At 63.4% G+C, this 17,434-nt stretch carries 14 protein-coding genes and 5 pseudogenes; 9 read left to right on the top strand and 10 right to left on the bottom strand.

The genetic code is table 11. The features are described 5' to 3' along the window. Positions 1-30: 30 nt before the first annotated feature. From HB778_RS14645 to HB778_RS14630, 4 genes are read right to left on the bottom strand one after another with little or no spacing between them, the layout of a single operon-like run. The gene (locus tag HB778_RS14645; RefSeq protein WP_183464505.1) at positions 31-1,167 is read right to left on the bottom strand and encodes an ABC transporter permease; all 1,137 of its coding nucleotides are present in this window, start codon (positions 1,165-1,167) and stop codon (positions 31-33) included. Then, positions 1,164-2,084 (bottom strand): ABC transporter ATP-binding protein, encoded by a 921-nt coding sequence (locus tag HB778_RS14640; RefSeq protein WP_183464504.1) that lies wholly within the window; start codon positions 2,082-2,084, stop codon positions 1,164-1,166. Before HB778_RS14640 ends, HB778_RS14645 begins: the two co-directional genes overlap by 4 nt. Continuing rightward, positions 2,081-3,034: an HlyD family secretion protein gene (locus tag HB778_RS14635; RefSeq protein WP_183464503.1), complete on the bottom strand. Its 954-nt coding sequence runs from the start codon at positions 3,032-3,034 to the stop codon at positions 2,081-2,083. Before HB778_RS14635 ends, HB778_RS14640 begins: the two co-directional genes overlap by 4 nt. After that, positions 3,031-3,756 (bottom strand): CerR family C-terminal domain-containing protein, encoded by a 726-nt coding sequence (locus tag HB778_RS14630; RefSeq protein WP_183464502.1) that lies wholly within the window; start codon positions 3,754-3,756, stop codon positions 3,031-3,033. Before HB778_RS14630 ends, HB778_RS14635 begins: the two co-directional genes overlap by 4 nt. Before the next feature lie 90 nt (positions 3,757-3,846). On the opposite strand from HB778_RS14630, the pseudogene HB778_RS14625 reads away from it, so the two are divergent. The 3 genes and pseudogenes from HB778_RS14625 to HB778_RS14615 all read left to right on the top strand — a co-directional run bounded on the left by HB778_RS14625 (position 3,847) and on the right by HB778_RS14615 (position 6,142). After that, positions 3,847-4,319, top strand: a pseudogene (locus HB778_RS14625) (CYTH domain-containing protein). Continuing rightward, a complete protein-coding gene (locus HB778_RS14620) occupies positions 4,316-5,260 on the top strand; it encodes a CHAD domain-containing protein (RefSeq protein WP_183464501.1) in 945 nt (314 codons plus the stop codon). Before HB778_RS14625 ends, HB778_RS14620 begins: the two are co-directional and overlap by 4 nt. 55 nt (positions 5,261-5,315) lie before the next feature. Next, a pseudogene (locus HB778_RS14615) lies at positions 5,316-6,142 on the top strand (lipo-like protein). An 81-nt stretch (positions 6,143-6,223) separates the two neighbouring features. Here the strand turns inward: HB778_RS14615 and HB778_RS14610 are convergent. After that, positions 6,224-7,600, bottom strand: coding sequence for an adenylate/guanylate cyclase domain-containing protein (locus HB778_RS14610; protein ID WP_183464500.1), 1,377 nt, complete (start codon positions 7,598-7,600; stop codon positions 6,224-6,226). Positions 7,601-7,813: 213 nt separating this feature from the next. On the opposite strand from HB778_RS14610, the pseudogene HB778_RS14605 reads away from it, so the two are divergent. Continuing rightward, a pseudogene (locus HB778_RS14605) lies at positions 7,814-8,007 on the top strand (CHAD domain-containing protein); the annotation flags it as partial. A gap of 78 nt (positions 8,008-8,085) precedes the next feature. Here the strand turns inward: HB778_RS14605 and HB778_RS14600 are convergent. Then, complete coding sequence (locus HB778_RS14600; RefSeq protein ID WP_210308074.1) at positions 8,086-9,150, bottom strand: site-2 protease family protein; 1,065 nt, start codon at positions 9,148-9,150, stop codon at positions 8,086-8,088. A 195-nt stretch (positions 9,151-9,345) separates the two neighbouring features. Further along, positions 9,346-10,125: a helix-turn-helix domain-containing protein gene (locus HB778_RS14590; RefSeq protein ID WP_183464497.1), complete on the bottom strand. Its 780-nt coding sequence runs from the start codon at positions 10,123-10,125 to the stop codon at positions 9,346-9,348. 114 nt (positions 10,126-10,239) lie between these two features. On the opposite strand from HB778_RS14590, the gene HB778_RS14585 reads away from it, so the two are divergent. The 3 genes from HB778_RS14585 (at position 10,240) to HB778_RS14575 (ending at position 12,176) form a co-directional block, all read left to right on the top strand. Further along, complete coding sequence (locus tag HB778_RS14585; protein WP_183464496.1) at positions 10,240-11,100, top strand: SMP-30/gluconolactonase/LRE family protein; 861 nt, start codon at positions 10,240-10,242, stop codon at positions 11,098-11,100. Between the two features lie 90 nt (positions 11,101-11,190). Then, positions 11,191-11,571, top strand: coding sequence for a nuclear transport factor 2 family protein (locus tag HB778_RS14580; protein ID WP_183464495.1), 381 nt, complete (start codon positions 11,191-11,193; stop codon positions 11,569-11,571). Then, a complete protein-coding gene (locus HB778_RS14575) occupies positions 11,550-12,176 on the top strand; it encodes a DNA-3-methyladenine glycosylase (RefSeq protein WP_183464494.1) in 627 nt (208 codons plus the stop codon). Before HB778_RS14580 ends, HB778_RS14575 begins: the two co-directional genes overlap by 22 nt. A gap of 26 nt (positions 12,177-12,202) precedes the next feature. On the opposite strand, the pseudogene HB778_RS14570 reads toward HB778_RS14575, so the two are convergent. Further along, positions 12,203-13,094: pseudogene (locus HB778_RS14570) on the bottom strand (LysR family transcriptional regulator). Positions 13,095-13,299: 205 nt separating this feature from the next. On the opposite strand from HB778_RS14570, the gene HB778_RS14565 reads away from it, so the two are divergent. Continuing rightward, the gene (locus HB778_RS14565; protein ID WP_183464493.1) at positions 13,300-14,226 is read left to right on the top strand and encodes a DMT family transporter; all 927 of its coding nucleotides are present in this window, start codon (positions 13,300-13,302) and stop codon (positions 14,224-14,226) included. An 84-nt stretch (positions 14,227-14,310) separates the two neighbouring features. Further along, entirely contained in the window at positions 14,311-15,060 is a 750-nt protein-coding gene (locus HB778_RS14560; protein WP_183464492.1) for a haloacid dehalogenase type II, read from the top strand. Here HB778_RS14560 and HB778_RS14555 read toward each other — a convergent pair. After that, positions 15,050-16,818, bottom strand: a pseudogene (locus HB778_RS14555) (SulP family inorganic anion transporter). The gene HB778_RS14560 and the pseudogene HB778_RS14555 sit on opposite strands and share 11 nt — an antisense overlap. A gap of 67 nt (positions 16,819-16,885) precedes the next feature. Beyond that, a complete protein-coding gene (locus tag HB778_RS14550) occupies positions 16,886-17,164 on the bottom strand; it encodes a helix-turn-helix domain-containing protein (RefSeq protein ID WP_013528670.1) in 279 nt (92 codons plus the stop codon). Between the last annotated feature and the right edge of the window lie 270 nt (positions 17,165-17,434).

Raw genomic sequence — 17,434 nt, 5'->3', positions numbered from 1 at the left:
TCGGTCGTTCAGAGTGAATGGGTTTTGATTCTAATCCAGCGTGCGCCTGAACCGCAACAGCGCGGTGCCGGCGAACACCAGCACGAACACGACCAGCCAGCCGATCTCGGTGGCGATGGCATGGAAGTCGGCGCCCTTCAGCATCACCGCGCGGGTGATGCGCAGGAAATGCGTCAGCGGGAAGATTTCGCCCAGCGCCTGGGCCCAGCCCGGCATGCCGCGATAGGGGAACATGAAGCCCGACAAGAGCAGCGACGGCAGGAAGAAGAAGAAGGTCAGCTGCATCGCCTGCATCTGCGAGCGGGCCATGGTCGAAATGGTGTAGCCGAGCAGCACCAGCGACAGCACGAAGACCAGCACCGACGACAACAGAAGCGTCAGGCTGCCGACGAACGGGATATCGAACAAAAGCTTCGCCGCCACCAGCACCACCGCGACCTGCACCGCGCCGACGACGAGGAAGGGCAGCACCTTGCCCAGCATGATCTCGGCCGGGCTGGACGGCATGGCGAGCAGGTTTTCCATCGTGCCGCGCTCGGTTTCGCGGGTCAGCGCCATGGCCGTCATCATCACCATGGTCATCTGCAGGATGACGCCGAGCAGGCCGGGCACGATGTTGTATTGCGAAATGCCTTCGGGATTGTAGCGCTGGTGCACCACCACCTGCAGCTGCTGCCTGGCATCCTCGGCAGCGGCAGCCTGCATGCCTTGCGCGCGCAGCAGCGCCTGGCTCGCCACCGTGCTCAGCGTGGAAATGGCGCCGCTCGCCGCCGAGGGATCGGTGGCGTCCGCCTCGATCAGGATCTGCGGATTGTCGCCGCGCTCGACTCGGCTGGCGAAGTCGGCCGGGATGGTGACGACGAAGGAAACGTCGCCGCGCGCCATCAGGAATTCCGCCTCTTCGGCGCTCTCGGTCACATGGTCGAAACGATAATAGCCCGTCACCTGCAGCGCCGAGACCATGGCGCGCGTATACTGGTCGTTGCTCATCGCCACCAGCGCCGTCGGCAGGCCCTTCGGATCGTTGTTGATGGCAAAACCGAACAGCACCAGCTGCAGCAGCGGCACGCCGAGCATCATGGCGAAGGTGATGCGGTCACGCCGCATCTGGATGAACTCCTTGATCAGCAGCGCGCCAAGCCGGGCGAAGGAGAAGATGCTGTTCATGCCATGTTGTCCTTCGACCCCGACATGAACTGGATGAAGACGTCCTCGAGGCTGGTTTCGCCTGGCGCGACCGTCACGCCCTTGTGCTCCTTCTCGACGTCGGCAAGCGCTGCTTCGAGCTTCTTCCTGTCGGAACCGACGACGTGTAGCGTCGCGCCGAACGGCGCCACCTGGTCGACGCCGGGGCGGCCCTGCAGCTCTTCCGCCACCTTGGCGAGCTGTGGCCCCTGCACCACGAAGGTGGTCAGGCCAGCGTTTTTCACCACCTCGGCGACGGTGCCGGTGGCCAGCATCTTGCCGTAGGAGATGTAGCTGATGCGGTGGCAGCGCTCGGCCTCGTCCATGTAATGGGTTGAGACCAGCACGGTCAGCCCGCCGCTGGCGAGGCGATGGATCTCGTCCCAGAATTCGCGCCGCGCCTTCGGGTCGACGCCGGCCGTCGGTTCGTCGAGCAAAAGCAGCTTCGGCTTGTGCATGATGCAGGCGGCGAGCGCCAGCCGCTGCTTCCAGCCGCCGGACAGCGTGCCGGCCAGCTGGTTGCGGCGCGAGGTCAGGCCGAGCTCTTCCAACGTCCTCGCAACGTACTCGCCTACCGGCTTCAGCTGGTAGAGCCGGGCCACGAATTCGAGGTTCTCGCCGATCGTCAGATCCTCGTAGAACGAGAATTTCTGCGTCATGTAGCCGACTTCGCGCTTGATCCTGAGCGACTCAGTGCGGATGTTGAAGCCCAGCACCGTGCCTTCGCCTTCGTCGGGCGTCAGCAGGCCGCACATGATGCGGATGGTGGTGGTCTTGCCCGAACCGTTCGGGCCGAGGAAGCCGACGATCTCGCCCTCGGCGACCGACATCGTCACGTGGTCGACGACGGTCTTGTCGCCGAAGCGCTTGACCAGGCCATGAACGTCGATGGCGTTCATTTTGCCGTTTCCGCAAGATCGACGTCGACGATCTGGCCGGGCTGCAGCAAGCCGGCATCGCCCTCCGGCCGTGCCTCGACCAGATAGACCAGCTTCTGCCGGTTCTCGAGCGAATAGATCACCGGCGGGGTGAATTCGGGATCGGGCGAGACATAGCTGACGCGCGCCTTCACGCCGTCGCCGCAGCCGTCGCAATGAACGGCGAGCAGGCTGCCGATCTTGACCGAGGAGAAGGCGGCCTCCGGTATATAGACGCTGAGCTTCACGGCGCCGTCAGGCAGGATCGAGATGACCGGCGCGGTCGGGCCGGCCGTGTCGCCGGGATTGCGGATGACGTCGTTGACGCGGCCGGGCGAGGGCGCCGCGAGCGTGCGCTTGGACAGCCGCCACTGAGCCTGCTCGAGTGCTGCCTGCGCCTGCTTGACCTGATTGTCGGCGGCCTTGATCGTCTCGGCGCGCGCCGGCAGGCCGCCGACCGCGAGATTGGCCTCGGCCTGGCCGACCTGGGCTTCTGCGGTCTCCAGCGTCGCCGAGGCGGTGTCGTAGTCGGCCTGGGTGCCGGTGCCGCGCTTGAACAGGTCGGCGGCGCGGTCGTATTTGCGCTTGGCATCGTCGGCCTGCGCCTTGGCCATGTCGACCTGTGCCTTGAGTGCGGCGATTTCTTCCGGCCGTTTGCCGACCTGCAGGTCGGCGAGCTGCGCTTGCGCCTGGGCGAGGCTCGCCTGCGCCTGCGCCACCGCGATCTTGGCGTCGGCGCTTTCCAATGTCACCACCGTCGCGCCTGATGTGACGCGATCGCCGCGCTTGACCGAGACGGTCTCGACCTGCGCCACCTCGATCGGTGCCAGCAGCACATAGTCGCCTTCGACATAGCCGACGGCGAGTGGCGTGGCGGGGGCACAGGCACTGAGGAGCTGCGCGGCAAGCGGCAAGGAGCAGAGAAAACTCATTGTTTTGATCCACTTGGGGGTTTTGATCCCATTGCGGGTTTTGATCGCATTCGGGCGGCCAATATGGCGCTGAGATTGTCCGTCGTGACCGCCACGACCTTGGCGGCCTCGGCGGCGCCGATGTCGTGCCAGCCCATGCGGCGCATCACCGCCTCGCGGCCGATGCGGAAATAGATGACCTGGCCGATCAGCGTGAACACGGTGAGCCGGGTCCGCTCGCTTTCGGCCGGCTCGCCGGTCGCCTGCTCCCAGATCAGACACAGCCGGCGATGCGTCGGCTCGAACACGCCGTCATAGATGCGGTCGAGCGCGGTCGTCGGATGCGACAGCTCGCGCAGCACGAATTGCACGATCTCGCCGGCCTGCGGCTGCGCCAGGATGAAGCTGCCCATCCGCTCCAACGCCGCGAACAGCTGCGCGCGTGCCGCTTCCGGATCGCTCGCCATCGCTGCCTGGCCGGCGCCCAGCGCTTGGCCAGCAACCGTCTGGATGGTTTCGACGATATAGTCGGCGGCGGCGGCACGAAGGCCTTCCTTGCCGCCGAAATGATAGGCGATCGAACCGATATTGGCCTGCGCCTCCGCCGCGATTTCGCGGGTCGAGGTGCCGTCGAAACCTTGCCGGCCGAACAGTTTCAGCGCCGCGCGGACGAGAGCGGCACGCGTCAGATCTGCCGGAGAGGTCTCGCGGCGTGGATTTTTGGTGTCAGGCAGCTTGATCATGGCCAGACTTTAATCAATCGATTGATTAAAGTCAACTTGTGTGCAGAGTTGTCTTGCCATCGCCCGCGGCAAACGCTTTAGTGCGCGGCCATGGGCAAGGAAGTCGAGCGCAAGTTCCTGGTCTCCAGCACCGCATGGCGGAACCTGGTCGAGGCGGATATCCGCATTCTCCAGTTCTATCTCGCCACGGCGCCTGGGCGGACCGTCCGCATCCGCATCAGCGACGGCGCTTCCGCCAAGCTGACGCTCAAATTCGGCAGCAGGGGGCGCGAGCGCGACGAGTTCGAATATCCGATCCCGCTTGCCGAGGCGGTGGAGATGCTGGACTTCGCCGTTGGGCGTGTCATCGAGAAGACACGTCACCATGTTACGCATCGCGGCTATCTCTATGAAGTCGATGTCTTTGGCGGCGCACTCGCGGGACTTGTGGTGGCCGAACTCGAGACTCCGGAAGATGTGCCGGACGAAATGCTGCCTGACTGGCTTGGCCGTGAAGTGACCGGCGAGCAGAAATTCTACAACGCGTCGCTCGCCCTCGGGGGATACCGGAGATCGCCGCATGAGCTTTCGCATCGACCCGCGCCTGCCGCTGACCGGCGAGGTCAGGCGCATCCTTGCCGAGGAAATCGGCAAGGCGCTGCAGCATCTGGATGCGGCGCGCAGCCGGCCGGAGCAGGGACTGCACAAATGCCGCAAGCGGCTGAAGAGCGCGCGTGCCTTGCTGCGCCTGGTTCATTCCGGTGACGAAACATTCTGCACGACCGAAAATCAGTGCTATCGCAACGTGGCGGCGCTGCTTGCCGGACCACGCGAGGCGACGGCGCTGATCGAGACCATCGACCGGCTGGCGGCAGGGTTCCCCAAGGAATGCGCCGATGGCGGGCTCGATGCCGTGCGCGACAGGCTGATTGCGCGTCAGCACGATCTGCATGAAGGCGCCGGCCTCGAAGCGGCGATCGGCGCTGCGACCGCCGCCTGCGAAGACGGCGTGAAGCGGATCGAGAGCCTCGCCTTGCCCGACCAGCCGGAACAGGCGGCTGACGTGCTTGCCGAAGGCGCCCGCGTCACCTTGCGCCGCGCCAGGAAGGCGCTCGACAGGGCCGGCGCGCGCGGCGCGGCCGATGATTTCCACGATTTGCGCAAGGCGGCCAAGACGCATGGCATGCACCTGTCGCTGCTCGGCAGGCTTTGGCCGACGCCGATCAAGGCGCGGCGCAAGGCGGTCGACGCGCTGGGCGAACGGCTCGGCGACCTGCATGATTTGTTCGTCCTGCGCGCCCTGCTCGAGGCCGACGACGAGCCGCTGGGGCCGCGCGAGGACACAAAGCTTCTCGCCAAGCTCTTGAAGCGTTCTGAAAAGAGCCTGAAAAAATCCTGTCTTGCCGAGGCGGCCGAGCTGTTTGGCGACAGCCCCAAGCATTCGACGAAAAAACTGGCCCGCAAGGCGCGCGACGACCTGGCCAGCCCGGCGCCGCATGACGAGACGAGCGCCGCCGCCAGCTGACGAAGCACGGGCGCGCTGGCACTTGCCTGCCGGCCCGTGTTAGTCACGCTCTATCATGACCGCGCCCGGCGACACCCTCCTGGACCGACTTGGCCGCTGGCTCGCCGGCCGGCTGCAGGAAGAATCCTCCGGCTATGAGCCCTATACCCCGTCCGACGCCGAAACGCTGCGCCGCACGCTGGAGCCGGGCGACATCCTGCTGATCGAGGGCAATCAGAAGATCTCGGCAGCGATCAAGTATCTCACCCAGTCGACCTGGTCGCACGCGGCCTTCTATGTCGGCGATGCCTTGCCGGAGCCGCAAGACGGAACGGAGCGGCGCGGCTGATCGAGGTGACGATGGGCGAAGGCTGCGTCGCCGTACCCTTGTCGCGCTATCGCACTTACAACACCCGCATCTGCCGGGCGAGCGGGCTGGCGCCGGAGGACCGCGACAAGGTGGTCGCCTTCATGATCGGCAAGCTTGGCCTGAAATACGACCTCAAGAACATTTTCGACATGTTGCGCTATTTCCTGCCGACGCCGCCGGTGCCGGTGCGCTGGCGCCGGCGCATGCTGGCCTTCGGCTCCGGCGACCCGACGCGGGCCATCTGCTCCTCGCTCATCGCCGAGGCCTATGGCCAGATCCACTACCCGATCCTGCCCGAGATCACTCGCGCGCCCGGCCGCGCCTCGGCGCAGTCGACCTATATGCGCAAGGAAATCCTGCACATTCGCCACCACTCGCTCTACACGCCGCGCGACTTCGACCTGTCGCCGTTTTTCCGCATCGTCAAGCCGACGCTGGAATATGGCTTCGACTACCGGCAGATGGTCTGGGACGACAAGGCCAGCACAGACGCCGAAGCCGCAAAGGCTGGAGCAATCGCCTCAGACACGTGATGGCTTCGGCCTGGGTCAGGACATGCCCCTATAGCGCGGCGTAGCCAGTCGAGGTGCAGGCGTTTCACATGGCGGCCTAGATCATGCCGAAACCGCAACAGCGCCCTGGTTTTCGGCTTTGCGTTCGACCCAGACATGGACCGGTTCGTCCCGGCCGCGGATGCTCACCGGTCCATGATCGCGCGCATTCAACCGTGTCGTGGGCGATTCCGCCTTCGCGGCCTCAATCAGTCGTGACCCAAAGCAAATATTCGCCTGAAGCTCACGGCAGAGCGCCTGCAAACGGCTGGCGACGTTGACGGTGTCGCCCACGACCGCGAAGGACAGGTTGCGCTCGCTGCCGACCGCGCCGATGACGACCGCGCCATATTGTGCACCGATGCGAACGTCCAGCGGCGGATATCCCCTGGACACACGCTGCACATTCCAGTCTTCGAGAGCGGCGATCATCGCTTCAGCGCACTGGATGGCGCGCGTCGCGTCGTCACGGCTGGCTTGCGGAACCCCGAATGTCGCCATGATGCAATCGCCGATATAGTTATCGACGGTGCCATGGTGGTCGAAAACGACCTGCTCCATGCGACGGTGGAACTGGCGCAGAAGTTCGAACACTGCTTCGGCCGGATGATCCTCGGAATAGTGTGTGAAGCCGACGATGTCGGCGAACAGCACCGCGATATCCTGCCGGCGGACCGGGCCGAACGGCTCGTCGTCCGTGGCAAGCTGGTCGACGACGTTGGGCGAAAAATGCCGGGCGAGATTGGCGCGGGCGCGCTCTGCCTTGACATAGTCTTCCGACAGACGTCGGGAACGAAAGACGACCAGCGCCATGATCGCGCCGATAATCAGCACAACCAACACGTTGGTCGCCTGCGCGAATGTATCGACGAAATTGGGGTTGAGATAGAGGTTCAGTCGCTCTGTCACCGGCAGCGAATAGAGGTTCGTCGCCGGGATGACGGTTCCTGGATGAGAAATCACCCATCCCACCCCGATCGTCCACGTCAAGGCCGCGAGCGCGCCGAGATAGAGCGCCAATCGTGTCGAAAGGGTCAGCGCGCCAAGGCATACGAAAATCAGCAGGAATTTGAAGCTGCCCTCGCGCAGTTGCATCGCGGCCGGCGCGACCTCCTGGGAAAACGGGTTGGGCGTTACCAGCAGAATGGTCAACAGAATGATGTCCAGCGTACCGACGAGGTAACCGATCCACCATGGCGCCGTGCGACGGCGCGCAAAGAGAAACTGGATCAGGCCGACGAGCTGGAACAGCACGAGGCCCGCCAGCACGAAGAGCAGTGAGGCATCCCAGCGGCTGATCAATGAAAAGAAGCAGGAGATCACAGCGAGCGATGCCGTACGCGCCCAGAACTGCAATGCAGCGCCCTGGCGTTCTGCGCGCGCCCGCAAATTTTTCAGGCGCGAATAGCGGCGACGTTCAAGTGTTGGTGCGGTCGGCATAGGCTTCACTTCGATTTCACGGGGACGTGTCACGCATTCGGCAACCCGCCCTCTACGGTCTGGCAAATCAGTCTGCGAATTCTATCATGAATGCTGGTGGCGGATCTGTTCTATCCCAACGCGCCGACGGGGGCGGTCGGCATCGCTGGTCGCATGGCTGGTCCGGGCGGCAAGCTGGTGGTGAATGGCGGCAGTCGGCGCCGCCGGAGCGGTGAGCCGCTGGGACCACGCGAGGACACAAAGCTTCTCGGCAAGCTCTTGAAGCGCTCGGAAGGGAGCCTGAGAAAATCGTGTCTTGCCGAGGCCGCCGAGCTGTTCGGCGACAGCCCCAAGCGCTCGACGAAAAACTGGCCCGCAAGGCGCGCGACGATCTTGCCGCGCCGCAGGAAGAAGCGAACGCGGCCTGATCATGGTCTTGCCTCGTTGCTGGTGCCTTAGCTTGGAGGTGGACCGTCTTCTGCAGACGGTTTCGGCGTTTCGCACTCTTAGGGAGTGGGGTATCCGGCTTCTACGCAGACAGCGCTTACTATTTTATGGGCGATCCCGCCCGCCCAGTCGTGAGATCGCAAGATGGCGATGGATGTCTCAAACTCGGCGGCGGCCATTTCTTTTTGACCGGCGTGGGAATGCGCCAATGCCCGGAAGGCCGCATTCAAGCAGCGATTGAAGTCGTTGGAGTTATCGGCCTGCGCAAGGACATTCAGCGCCTCCTCGTGGCGCCCCAATCGGGCGAGCGCCGCGCCGCGTGTGCCTTTCAGCGTAGGGAGCTCCGGAGACATGGCGACGGCACTTTCCGTTAGGCGGTCGAGTAAGGCATCGAGACGAGAGTTCGGCTGGGTAGGTTGAGCGAGGATTTTCGTCGCGGCGGCGTCAATGAGGAGAAGTCGTTCGCTTGCGGACGCCGTGTGGGTCAGCTCATCTTCGAGCGCTGTAATGTCCTCGTACGTCAGGTCAGGTTTGAACACATGGAAAGCAACGCGATCCGACTGACCCGTGGGGTGCCACGGAGGATCGTCCGGACTCATATACGGCCGCAATCGGTTCAGATACTGCTGCCGGAGCACCTCGAACGGATCGCGACCTCGGGCAATTTTCCACAAGGCCAGCATATCGTTGGGCACTCGCTGGCCGTCAACCTTGGCATGACGCGGAAGACCGTTGCCGATGACTATCATCATCTGAACTATAACGGCCGGCGCCAAGATAGTGCCTGCAAGTTCTGTGCCGCGATAGATAGTCATTCCACCGCTCAGAACACCCAACCAAACAATGTCCATAATCGGCCCAGCGGCCACAAAAAACAGGTTAGCGGGCTTCGAAAAGGATAGTTGAGGAGCCGTTCTCACCCAGCCCGTAAGCGGAATAGTTCCTACGCTGACCTCCATTCTCAGCAGGCGGGTGCGGAATACTGTTGGTCCCAAGCCGAGATGAATTTCTCTTATTTGCAATTTTGCCAGATGTCCGGCGAGAGCATGAGAAGACTCATGCAGGACCAGGCTTATCCAGGCGCCAATGAATGCGGAGGCAGCGACAAGGAGGGGCAAGAGCAAGGTCTTTCAGGAATGAGAGTGGCCGGAGATATTGCGAATCGTATCTTTATGATTCAGCGCAATCCGCCCTTGCGCCAGAAGATCTTGTACCCATCCGCCACCGCTTTCGCCATCACCGATGCTGGAGCGCGACTTCAACCCAAGGGCGGTGTGCCCTGAGACGCCGAGGCCGTCGAGCCTTCGGCCGGCCAATCGCTATGCCGGCATACGCGGCCTGCCCACCTGTGCACCGGCATCGCGCGGGTGCGGGCCGATCGGCATGATCGCCTGGAACGGCGTCGCGCCAAAGGCAAATGTAAATTTGTAGCCGATGAGCCCGTCCTCGGGCGTCGTGTGCTGGTCGTGATGGGCGAGCAGTTTGGCGCGCTCGGCCAACTCTTCGGCCTCGCGGCGCACCATCTCCGCCGTCTCCGGCCGCATCCGCCTGGAGAAGCTGACGAAGGTCGCCTCCTTGTCGATATGGGTGATGGCCCAGCCGATGAAATTCTTGTTGGTCATCTCGAACAGCGGCCGCAGCGGGCCCTCGAAATTCCACTGGATCGGCGTCTCGACCAGCAATCTTGCCGTAAGACCCCGGCCAAGCGCGATCAGGCCAAGCTCCTCGAGGTCGCGCAGATAGAGGAACATCGAGGCTTCGCTCAGGCCTTGCGAACGCATGATGCCTTCGGGCGTGAATTTTTCCGACAGCATGACGAAGATGAACAGCAGCGCCGGACGGCCGGCGAGCCGGCGCTCGATCTCGGGCGCGATGTGGTTGACCGGTCCCGGCCCGCGGTTCATCGACCCCAGCACGTTTTCCAACTCGACGCCGGCGGCGATGCAGATCTCCATCAGCCGGTCGAGTTTGCAGTTGCGCTCGTGGAAGATGCGTTTCACCGTCGGCTCGGAAACGCCCATGCGTTCGGCAAGCTCGCGATAGGTGACACCCCTGGCTTTCAGCGTCCGCTTCAGCGCCTCGAAGATCAGGCCGTTCATGGCATGCACCTCTTGCCAGCGATTTCGTATCGATATTCGATACTAGCGGTAATCGAGCTTCCAGAAAAGTATCGAAAATCCTAGCTCTCCGCCTGTCATCACAGGAGAACAGCCATGAACCGCCTCATCCTCTCAGTCTTTGCCGCCGCCATTGGCATCGCCGCCGCGCCAGCCGCCCGGGCCGGCGAACTCTGGCGCGTCACGGGCCTCGAACAGCCGGAATCGGCACTGTTCGACGCCGCCAACAATCGCATCGTCGTATCCAACATCGTCGGCAATCCGGGCGAGGCCGACGGCAACGGCTATTTGTCGGTGCTGTCCCTGGACGGCAAGATTATCACCCAGCACTGGACCGACGGCATGGACGCGCCCAAGGGCATGGCGATATCGGGCGGCAAGCTCTATGTCGCCGACATCACCAAGGTCCGCGTCGTCGATCTCGCCAGCGGCAAGCTCGTTGCCAGCATCGTGGTGCCGAATGCCGTCTTCCTCAACGACATGACCTCGGACAGCACAGGCAAGGTCTATGTCAGCGACATGCTGGCCGACACGATCTACCGCATCGATGGTGACCAGCCGGAGCTGTTCGTCAGGGACCCGATGCTGGCCTCGCCCAACGGCGTCTTCGCCGATGGTAACAGGCTGATCGTCGCCTCCTGGGGCAAGGGTATCAAGCCCGACTTCAGCACGGCGGAGCCGGGCGGGCTGCTGTCGGTCGACCTCGCCAGCAAGGCGATTTCACCGCTGCCCGGCGCGCAGAAATTCGCCGACCTCGACGGCGTCATCGCCATTGGCGACAGCATCTATGCCACCGCCTACATGACCGGCACGCTCTACCGCTACAGAGCCGGCGGTGCGCCGGAAGCGGTGGCGCATTTCAAGCCGGGCAGCGCCGACATCGGCACCGACGGCAAGTCGATCCTCTACGTGCCGCTGATGAACGAGGGCGAAGTCGCGGCGCTGAAGCTCGATTGAGAGGCCCTGCCTCCACTGCACCCCGCTAACAGCCGTGGGATGGACCGTGCTACGACGGTCCATCCCACGGCGATGGTCAAGGAGGTTGCCATGGACGATCGCGATATCCGGGCGGCTCTGGATCATCACTGGGCTGCCTCCGATGCCGGTGACTTCGAGATGGAGCACGATATCTACCGGGCGGATGCGGTGCTCGACTATCCGCAATCGGGCGAGCGCATCCGCGGGCGACGCAACATCCAGTCGTCCCGCGCCGCGCAGCCGAACCGCAAGCGCTTCAGCGTGCGGCGGATCACCGGCGCCGATGATCTCTGGGTCACCGAATATGTCCTGACCTATGACGGGCGGCCGTCCTATACCGTCAGCATCATGGAATTCCTTGACGGCAAGGTGGCCCGCGAGACCCAGTATTTCGGCAACTCGTTCGAGCCGGGACCGTCGCGCGCGCAATGGGTCGAGCGGATACCGTGAACCATAGGGATCATTATCCGCCGATCGCCCGTTCGGCGCTGCCTGACGACACGGTCGCCCTCGCCCGTTTCCTCATCGGCAAGCTGGTGGTGCGCGACCTGCCGGAAGGCATGGTCAGCGGCCGTATCGTCGAGACTGAGGCCTATGTCGTCGGCGACGCCGCCGGGCATGGTTTCAGGGGGATGACCCCGCGCAACCGCCCGCTGTTCCTCGAACGCGGCCACGCCTATGTCTATCTCGCCTATGGCGTCTCCATGATGCTGAATGTCTCGAGCGAGATGCCGGGGATCGGCACCGGCGTGCTGATCCGGGCGCTCGAGCCGCTCGAGGGCATTGAAATCATGCAGCGCAATCGCGGCGTCGAGCGCTTGCGCGACCTGGCGCGCGGGCCGGGACGGCTGGCAGCGGCTTTGCGGATCGATCGTTCGCTCGACGGGATCGACCTTTGCCAGGAAGGGCCTCTGTGGCTCGCCAAGGATGGCCAAGACCCCGGCGAGATCGGGCAGAGCACTCGGATCGGCATTACTAGGGATGCCGACCGCCTGCTGCGGTTCTACGTCAGGGGCAGCCCGTTCGTCAGCGGTCCGAGATCGCTTCAGGAATAGGAGACCGGCCGGCTTTCGCAGCGCATTCAGACGGCGATTTGCAGCACCCCGTAACGCTTTACCTCGGCCTCGATCTCCCTGACCAAAGTCTCGAGCGCGGGGTTCCGGGGGGGCGCGGGCGCGCCTGATGACATAGGCGAGGTCCGGAGGCTTGGGGAATTGGCTGTCGACGATCTCCATGTCGGGCTGCAGGTAGCGCTGGCTCAGGAGAGCGACGCCGAGCCCTGCGGTCACGCCTGCAACAATTCCGGCTGCGCTGGAGCATTCGAACACGGTCTCGAACACTCTATCCTCGTCCTGCCCGACATCGATGCCCCAGCGCCGGTAAAAGCAATTTTCGTCGAAGGACAGAAACGGAACCGGCTTCCCCGCCGACAGCACCAGGTCGCGCGATTTCACCCAATGCAGCGTCTCGCGGAACAGCAGGATATCGGCCGGGCGGACCTCGTGCTGGAAGACCTGGATGATGGCGGCATCAAGGGCTCCCTGGCTGAGCTGCTCCTGCAGGACGAGGCTCATGCGCACCTGCGTGCGGACGCTCACCTCCGGGTAGAGCCGGCGAAAGCGGCCAAGGATGCGCGACAGGTCCGTGCAGGTCGTATCCTCGGTCATTCCCAGCGCGATCTTGCCTTGCAGCGGGCTTTTCGACAGGCTGAGCACCGCCTCGTCATGGATGCCCAGAATGCGCCGCGCATAGCCAAGCAGATCCTGTCCGGCCGTGGTGAATATCGGCGCGTTTGCCTTCCGGGTGAGGATTTCGCAGTCGAGGCTCGTTTCGAGCCTCCTGATCTTGTGGCTGACGGCCGACTGCGACAGGCCGAGAATTTCGGCCGCGCGCGTGACGCCGCCATGCTTCTCGATCGCGACCAGTGCGCGCAAGGCGTCGACATCCAAGCGGCGGTTCATCAGTCCGGCCATGACAATCCTCGCTCGGAACCAAAATGATGCGTCAATTTCTGATCCTCTGATGCGCTTTAGGCAAGTTCGTATGCCAGTTTTGGGGCTTCTTCATGATCGTATCGAAATTTGTCATGTGCAAAGGCGCGTGCGTGCCGTCAATAGTCCGCGCCGAAATCGGCCGTGATCCGCTTCCGGGATACGGGCGCCTGACCGAAGAGACGCCATGACGCTCCAGCCTACCAAAACCCATCGACTCGTCTGGCCAATGATGGCAACGGCGCTGGTCATAAGCTGGAGTTCCGGCTTCGTCGGCATCCGCTATGCCAGCGAGAATGCCGATGTCATGCTGGTGCTGTTCTGGCGGACACTGATGTCCGGATTGATCCTCTTGCCATTTGCTCTCCTGATCGGACCGCGCATAAGCGCCCTTGCCCTGGTCCAGCAGATGATCTTCGGCGCGGCGACGATGTTCCTCTATCTCGGTGGATTCGCGCTTGCCATCGGTCAGCGCGTGCCGACTGGCCTTGTCGCGCTGATTTCCGATCTTGTGCCTCTCGCCATTGCGGCCTTGTCGCAGCCGGTCCTGGGACACCGGTTGACCGGCAGACAATGGACCGGAACGGCTCTCGGCGTGGTTGGCGTGCTTATCGTCTCGCTGGACAATTTGGCCCTCGGGACGGCCCCGGTCTGGGCCTATGTGCTGACGGTTGCTTCCATGACGGTTATGGCGCTGGCAACGGTGGTGCAGAAGCGGATGGGGACGATCAATATGCCCATCCATCAGAGCCTGTGCATTCAATGCCTGACGGCAGCAATCCTTTTCGCCGCTTGCGCAAAATGGAATGGCGGGCTGATGCCACCCCTCGATGCCCGTTTCGGGTTCGGTATCACCTGGCTGGTGCTGTTTTCGACCTTCTTCTGCTACGGCACGTATTATGCAAGCCTGCGCCTCTACACCGCCTCACAGGTCAGCAGCGTGATCTATCTCAGCCCACCGGTGACGATGCTCTGGGGCTGGTCGCTATTTGGCGAGCCGCTTTCGAAGGCGATGTTGGTTGGCCTTGCGGTGACACTGTTCGGCGTCTGGTTCACCTCGTCAGGCAGGGCAGCATTGAAGGACTTTCAGCCCAGTCAGCAGCATATCGGCTAATCCCCGAGGCGAAATCGGCCTTACGATTGATCGCGATCCACGCCGGCGTCGCTTCACGCATGGACAATCACAGGAGGCAAACCCATGAAGCTCACAGATTTCAAAGCCCTGACTTTCGACTGCTATGGCACTCTGATCGATTGGGAATCCGGCATGATCGACGGCCTGAAACCGCTGACCGAACGGGCGGCCCGCAGCTTGAGCCGCAACGACATTCTGGAGGCGCACGCCCGGCACGAAGCCAGCCAGCAGAAATGGACACCGGGGAAACGCTACCGCGACCTCCTGCCGATCGTTTACAAGCGACTTGCGGAGGAGTGGGGTGTCATCGTCACTCCTGAGGAATGCGTGGCGTATGGCGAAAGCGTGAAGGATTGGCCGGCTTTTGCCGACTCCGCGGAAGCCTTGCAGTATCTCAAAAAGCACTACAAGCTGATCATCCTCTCCAACGTCGACAACAAAAGCTTCTCGTTCAGCAACAAGAAGCTCGGCGTGGATTTCGACGCGATCTATACCGCGGAAGATATCGGCTCCTACAAGCCTTCCGACCGGAACTTCGACTATATGCTCGAAAAGCTCGGTACAATCGGGATAGAGAAGCGAGGGATCCTGCACACCGCGGAAAGCATGTTCCACGATCACGCTCCCGCCAACCGCTTCGGCCTGACATCGTGCTGGATCTATCGCCGGCATGCGGATCAGGGCTTCGGCGCCACGATGAACCCCGGCGACGTACCGACGGTGGATTTCCGCTTCGACAGCATGGCCGACCTGGCGAAGGCGCACGCGGAAGAATTGCGGGAGCTGACATCTGAACCGCCACCTAGTGCGTGACAGCACGCGCCGGCGTCCCCGCCAGTTGCGCCCGCGCGTTCTTGATCGACGCGGCGTAGGTGACCAGTGGCCGCTTGACGCCGTGGTTGATCAGCATCCGTCGTATTTGCGGCGCCGCACCCGCTATGACGAAGCGGACCCCGGCGCGGCTCGCCTTGCGGGCCGCGCTTTCGATGACATTGGCCGCCGTCGAATCGAAGAGCGGCACGGCGGAACAGTCGAGGATGAAATTCCTGCGCTGGTCGGCGATGCGATCGAGCACGCTGCCGACGGTGGAGGCGGCGCCGAAGAAGAAGGCGCCCGAAATGCGGTAGACGACGGTGTCGGCGTCGCTCGCCTCGCTGGCGTCATAGGCGCCGGCGGCGTTGACGCTGTCGGCGACATCGTCCTGCAGCAGATCCGCCTCGACCGCGACGGACTTGGCCATGCGGTCGATGAACAGGATCGAGCCAAGCGCGAAGCCGACGACGATGCCTTCAGTCAGGTCGCGGAAGACGACGATCAGGAAGGTCGCCATCAGCACCAGCGCATCGCCGCGCGACGCACGCAACAGCGTCGCAAAAGCCTGCTTCTCGAACATGTTCCAGCAGACGACCGCAAGCACGCCAGCCAGGGCGGCGAGCGGGATGTAGCTGGCGAGCGGCGCGGCCACCAGCATCAGCACGAGCAGGATCGCGGAATGGACCATGCCCGAGACTGGCCCATGCGCACCGGCGCGCACATTGGTGGCGGTGCGGGCGATGGTGCCGGTGGCGCAGATGCCGCCGAACAAGGCGGACGCGATGTTGGCGAAGCCCTGCGCCACCAGCTCGCAATTGGAGCGGTGCCGCCGGCCCGTCATGCCGTCGGCGACGACGGCCGACAGCAGCGATTCAATGGCGCCGAGCAGCGCGAAGGCGATGGCGTCCGGCAGAACCTCGATCATCCTGCTGAGGCTGATTGGGGGAGGCCGGGCCATTGCAGGCTGCGCGGGATGCCGCCATAGCGCGTGCCGATCGTCTCGGCCGGCAGCGCAAACAGCGCCACGACGAGCGAGGCGAGCCCGATGGCGACCAGCATGGCCGGCCATTTCGGCCGCGAGCGCTTCAAGAAGGCGATGGTGGCGATGGTGAGCAGCGCCACGAAGGTCGCGGCGGGATTGATCGTGCCGGCCGCTTGGCCAAGCGCGATCAGCTTCGGCACGAACGGTCCGGGCTCCTTGCCCGGCAGGGTCAGGCCGAACAGTTCGGCGATCTGGCCGGAGAAGATGATTACGGCAATGCCGGCGGTGAAGCCGACGGTGACCGGATAGGGGATGAACTTGATGTAGGTGCCGAGCCTGAGGTAGCCGATGGCAAGCAGGAAGACGCCGGCCATCATCGTTGCCAGGAGCAGGCCATCGACACCGACACGCGCCACCGTGGCCGCCACCAGCACGATGAAGGCGCCGGCCGGGCCACCGATCTGGAAGCGGCTGCCACCGAGCGCGGAGATGATGAAGCCGCCGACGATGGAGGTGTAGAGACCGCGCTCCGGCGTCACGCCGGAGGCGATGGCGATCGCCATCGACAGCGGCAGCGCAACGATGGCGACGGTCAGCCCGGCCATGAAGTCGGCCTTGATCTGCGGCAGGTGGTAGCCCTCGCGCCAGACCGTCACCAGCTTGGGCGTGAACAATTCGGAAAATGTCGGCTTTGCCGACCCTTGGGCCGACCCTTGGGCCGATTTTTGGCCCGGCTTATGAGCCGGTTGATGCACTGCCCGCCGTGTCTGATCCATGGACTGCCTTCCGCACATGAAAGGCGGCGGGATCGTCGGCAGGACTGTCGGCGGTCGCCGTCGCGACTTATGCCGGCTCAGCCTTGGGGTCTGGCGGCACGGCGGGCTTGAGGCGCACGCCCCTGCCGCCGCGCTCGCTGGCCTGGTTCTCGCCGATCAACTCCACCCCGGCCTCGTCGAGCGCCTGGATGACCTTCATCAGCGTATCGACCACGCCGCGGACCACGCCATCGCTCGCTTCCATGCGCTGGATGGTCGGAAGCGAAACGCCTGCGCGCTCGGCGAGCGTCTTCTGGTCGATGCCGGCCAAGGCCCTTGCGGCACGCATCTGCGCGGCAGTGATCATCGGCCGGACCCCATGTCTGAGTCTGCAGGAATAACGTATAATACCATTATCATGATGTTTCAAGCATCAGTATGAATGTTTTAGGCGTAAGCGCCTTGGCCTGATTGTCCATTTTTTCCGATACTTCCCGAGGATTGCAAGGTAGAGCAATTCCAGGAAAAGTGTGAAACGGTTTTCCGTCCGGAATTGCGTCAAAACAAAGAGTTAGAGTAATTCGCCGTTTCCGCGAAACGGCGAATTACTCTAGGGTGTTGTCCATCTGGGCAGGGG

Source organism: Mesorhizobium huakuii (genome assembly GCF_014189455.1).
GTDB lineage: Bacteria > Pseudomonadota > Alphaproteobacteria > Rhizobiales > Rhizobiaceae > Mesorhizobium > Mesorhizobium huakuii_A.
This window is presented reverse-complemented; position numbering and strand designations above follow the sequence as displayed.

Bases quoted from the DNA above. Each gene is read 5' to 3' on its own strand.
- HB778_RS14590 (WP_183464497.1), bottom strand. From the start codon at position 10,125: ATGAACGGCCTGATCTTCGAGGCGCTGAAGCGGACGCTGAAAGCCAGG.
- HB778_RS14580 (WP_183464495.1), top strand. From the start codon at position 11,191: ATGGACGATCGCGATATCCGGGCGGCTCTGGATCATCACTGGGCTGCC.
- HB778_RS14550 (WP_013528670.1), bottom strand. From the start codon at position 17,164: ATGATCACTGCCGCGCAGATGCGTGCCGCAAGGGCCTTGGCCGGCATC.
- HB778_RS14635 (WP_183464503.1), bottom strand. From the start codon at position 3,034: ATGAGTTTTCTCTGCTCCTTGCCGCTTGCCGCGCAGCTCCTCAGTGCC.
- HB778_RS14620 (WP_183464501.1), top strand. From the start codon at position 4,316: ATGAGCTTTCGCATCGACCCGCGCCTGCCGCTGACCGGCGAGGTCAGG.
- HB778_RS14560 (WP_183464492.1), top strand. From the start codon at position 14,311: ATGAAGCTCACAGATTTCAAAGCCCTGACTTTCGACTGCTATGGCACT.
- HB778_RS14640 (WP_183464504.1), bottom strand. From the start codon at position 2,084: ATGAACGCCATCGACGTTCATGGCCTGGTCAAGCGCTTCGGCGACAAG.
- HB778_RS14585 (WP_183464496.1), top strand. From the start codon at position 10,240: ATGAACCGCCTCATCCTCTCAGTCTTTGCCGCCGCCATTGGCATCGCC.
- HB778_RS14575 (WP_183464494.1), top strand. From the start codon at position 11,550: ATGGGTCGAGCGGATACCGTGAACCATAGGGATCATTATCCGCCGATC.
- HB778_RS14610 (WP_183464500.1), bottom strand. From the start codon at position 7,600: ATGCCGACCGCACCAACACTTGAACGTCGCCGCTATTCGCGCCTGAAA.
- HB778_RS14565 (WP_183464493.1), top strand. From the start codon at position 13,300: ATGACGCTCCAGCCTACCAAAACCCATCGACTCGTCTGGCCAATGATG.
- HB778_RS14645 (WP_183464505.1), bottom strand. From the start codon at position 1,167: ATGAACAGCATCTTCTCCTTCGCCCGGCTTGGCGCGCTGCTGATCAAG.
- HB778_RS14630 (WP_183464502.1), bottom strand. From the start codon at position 3,756: ATGATCAAGCTGCCTGACACCAAAAATCCACGCCGCGAGACCTCTCCG.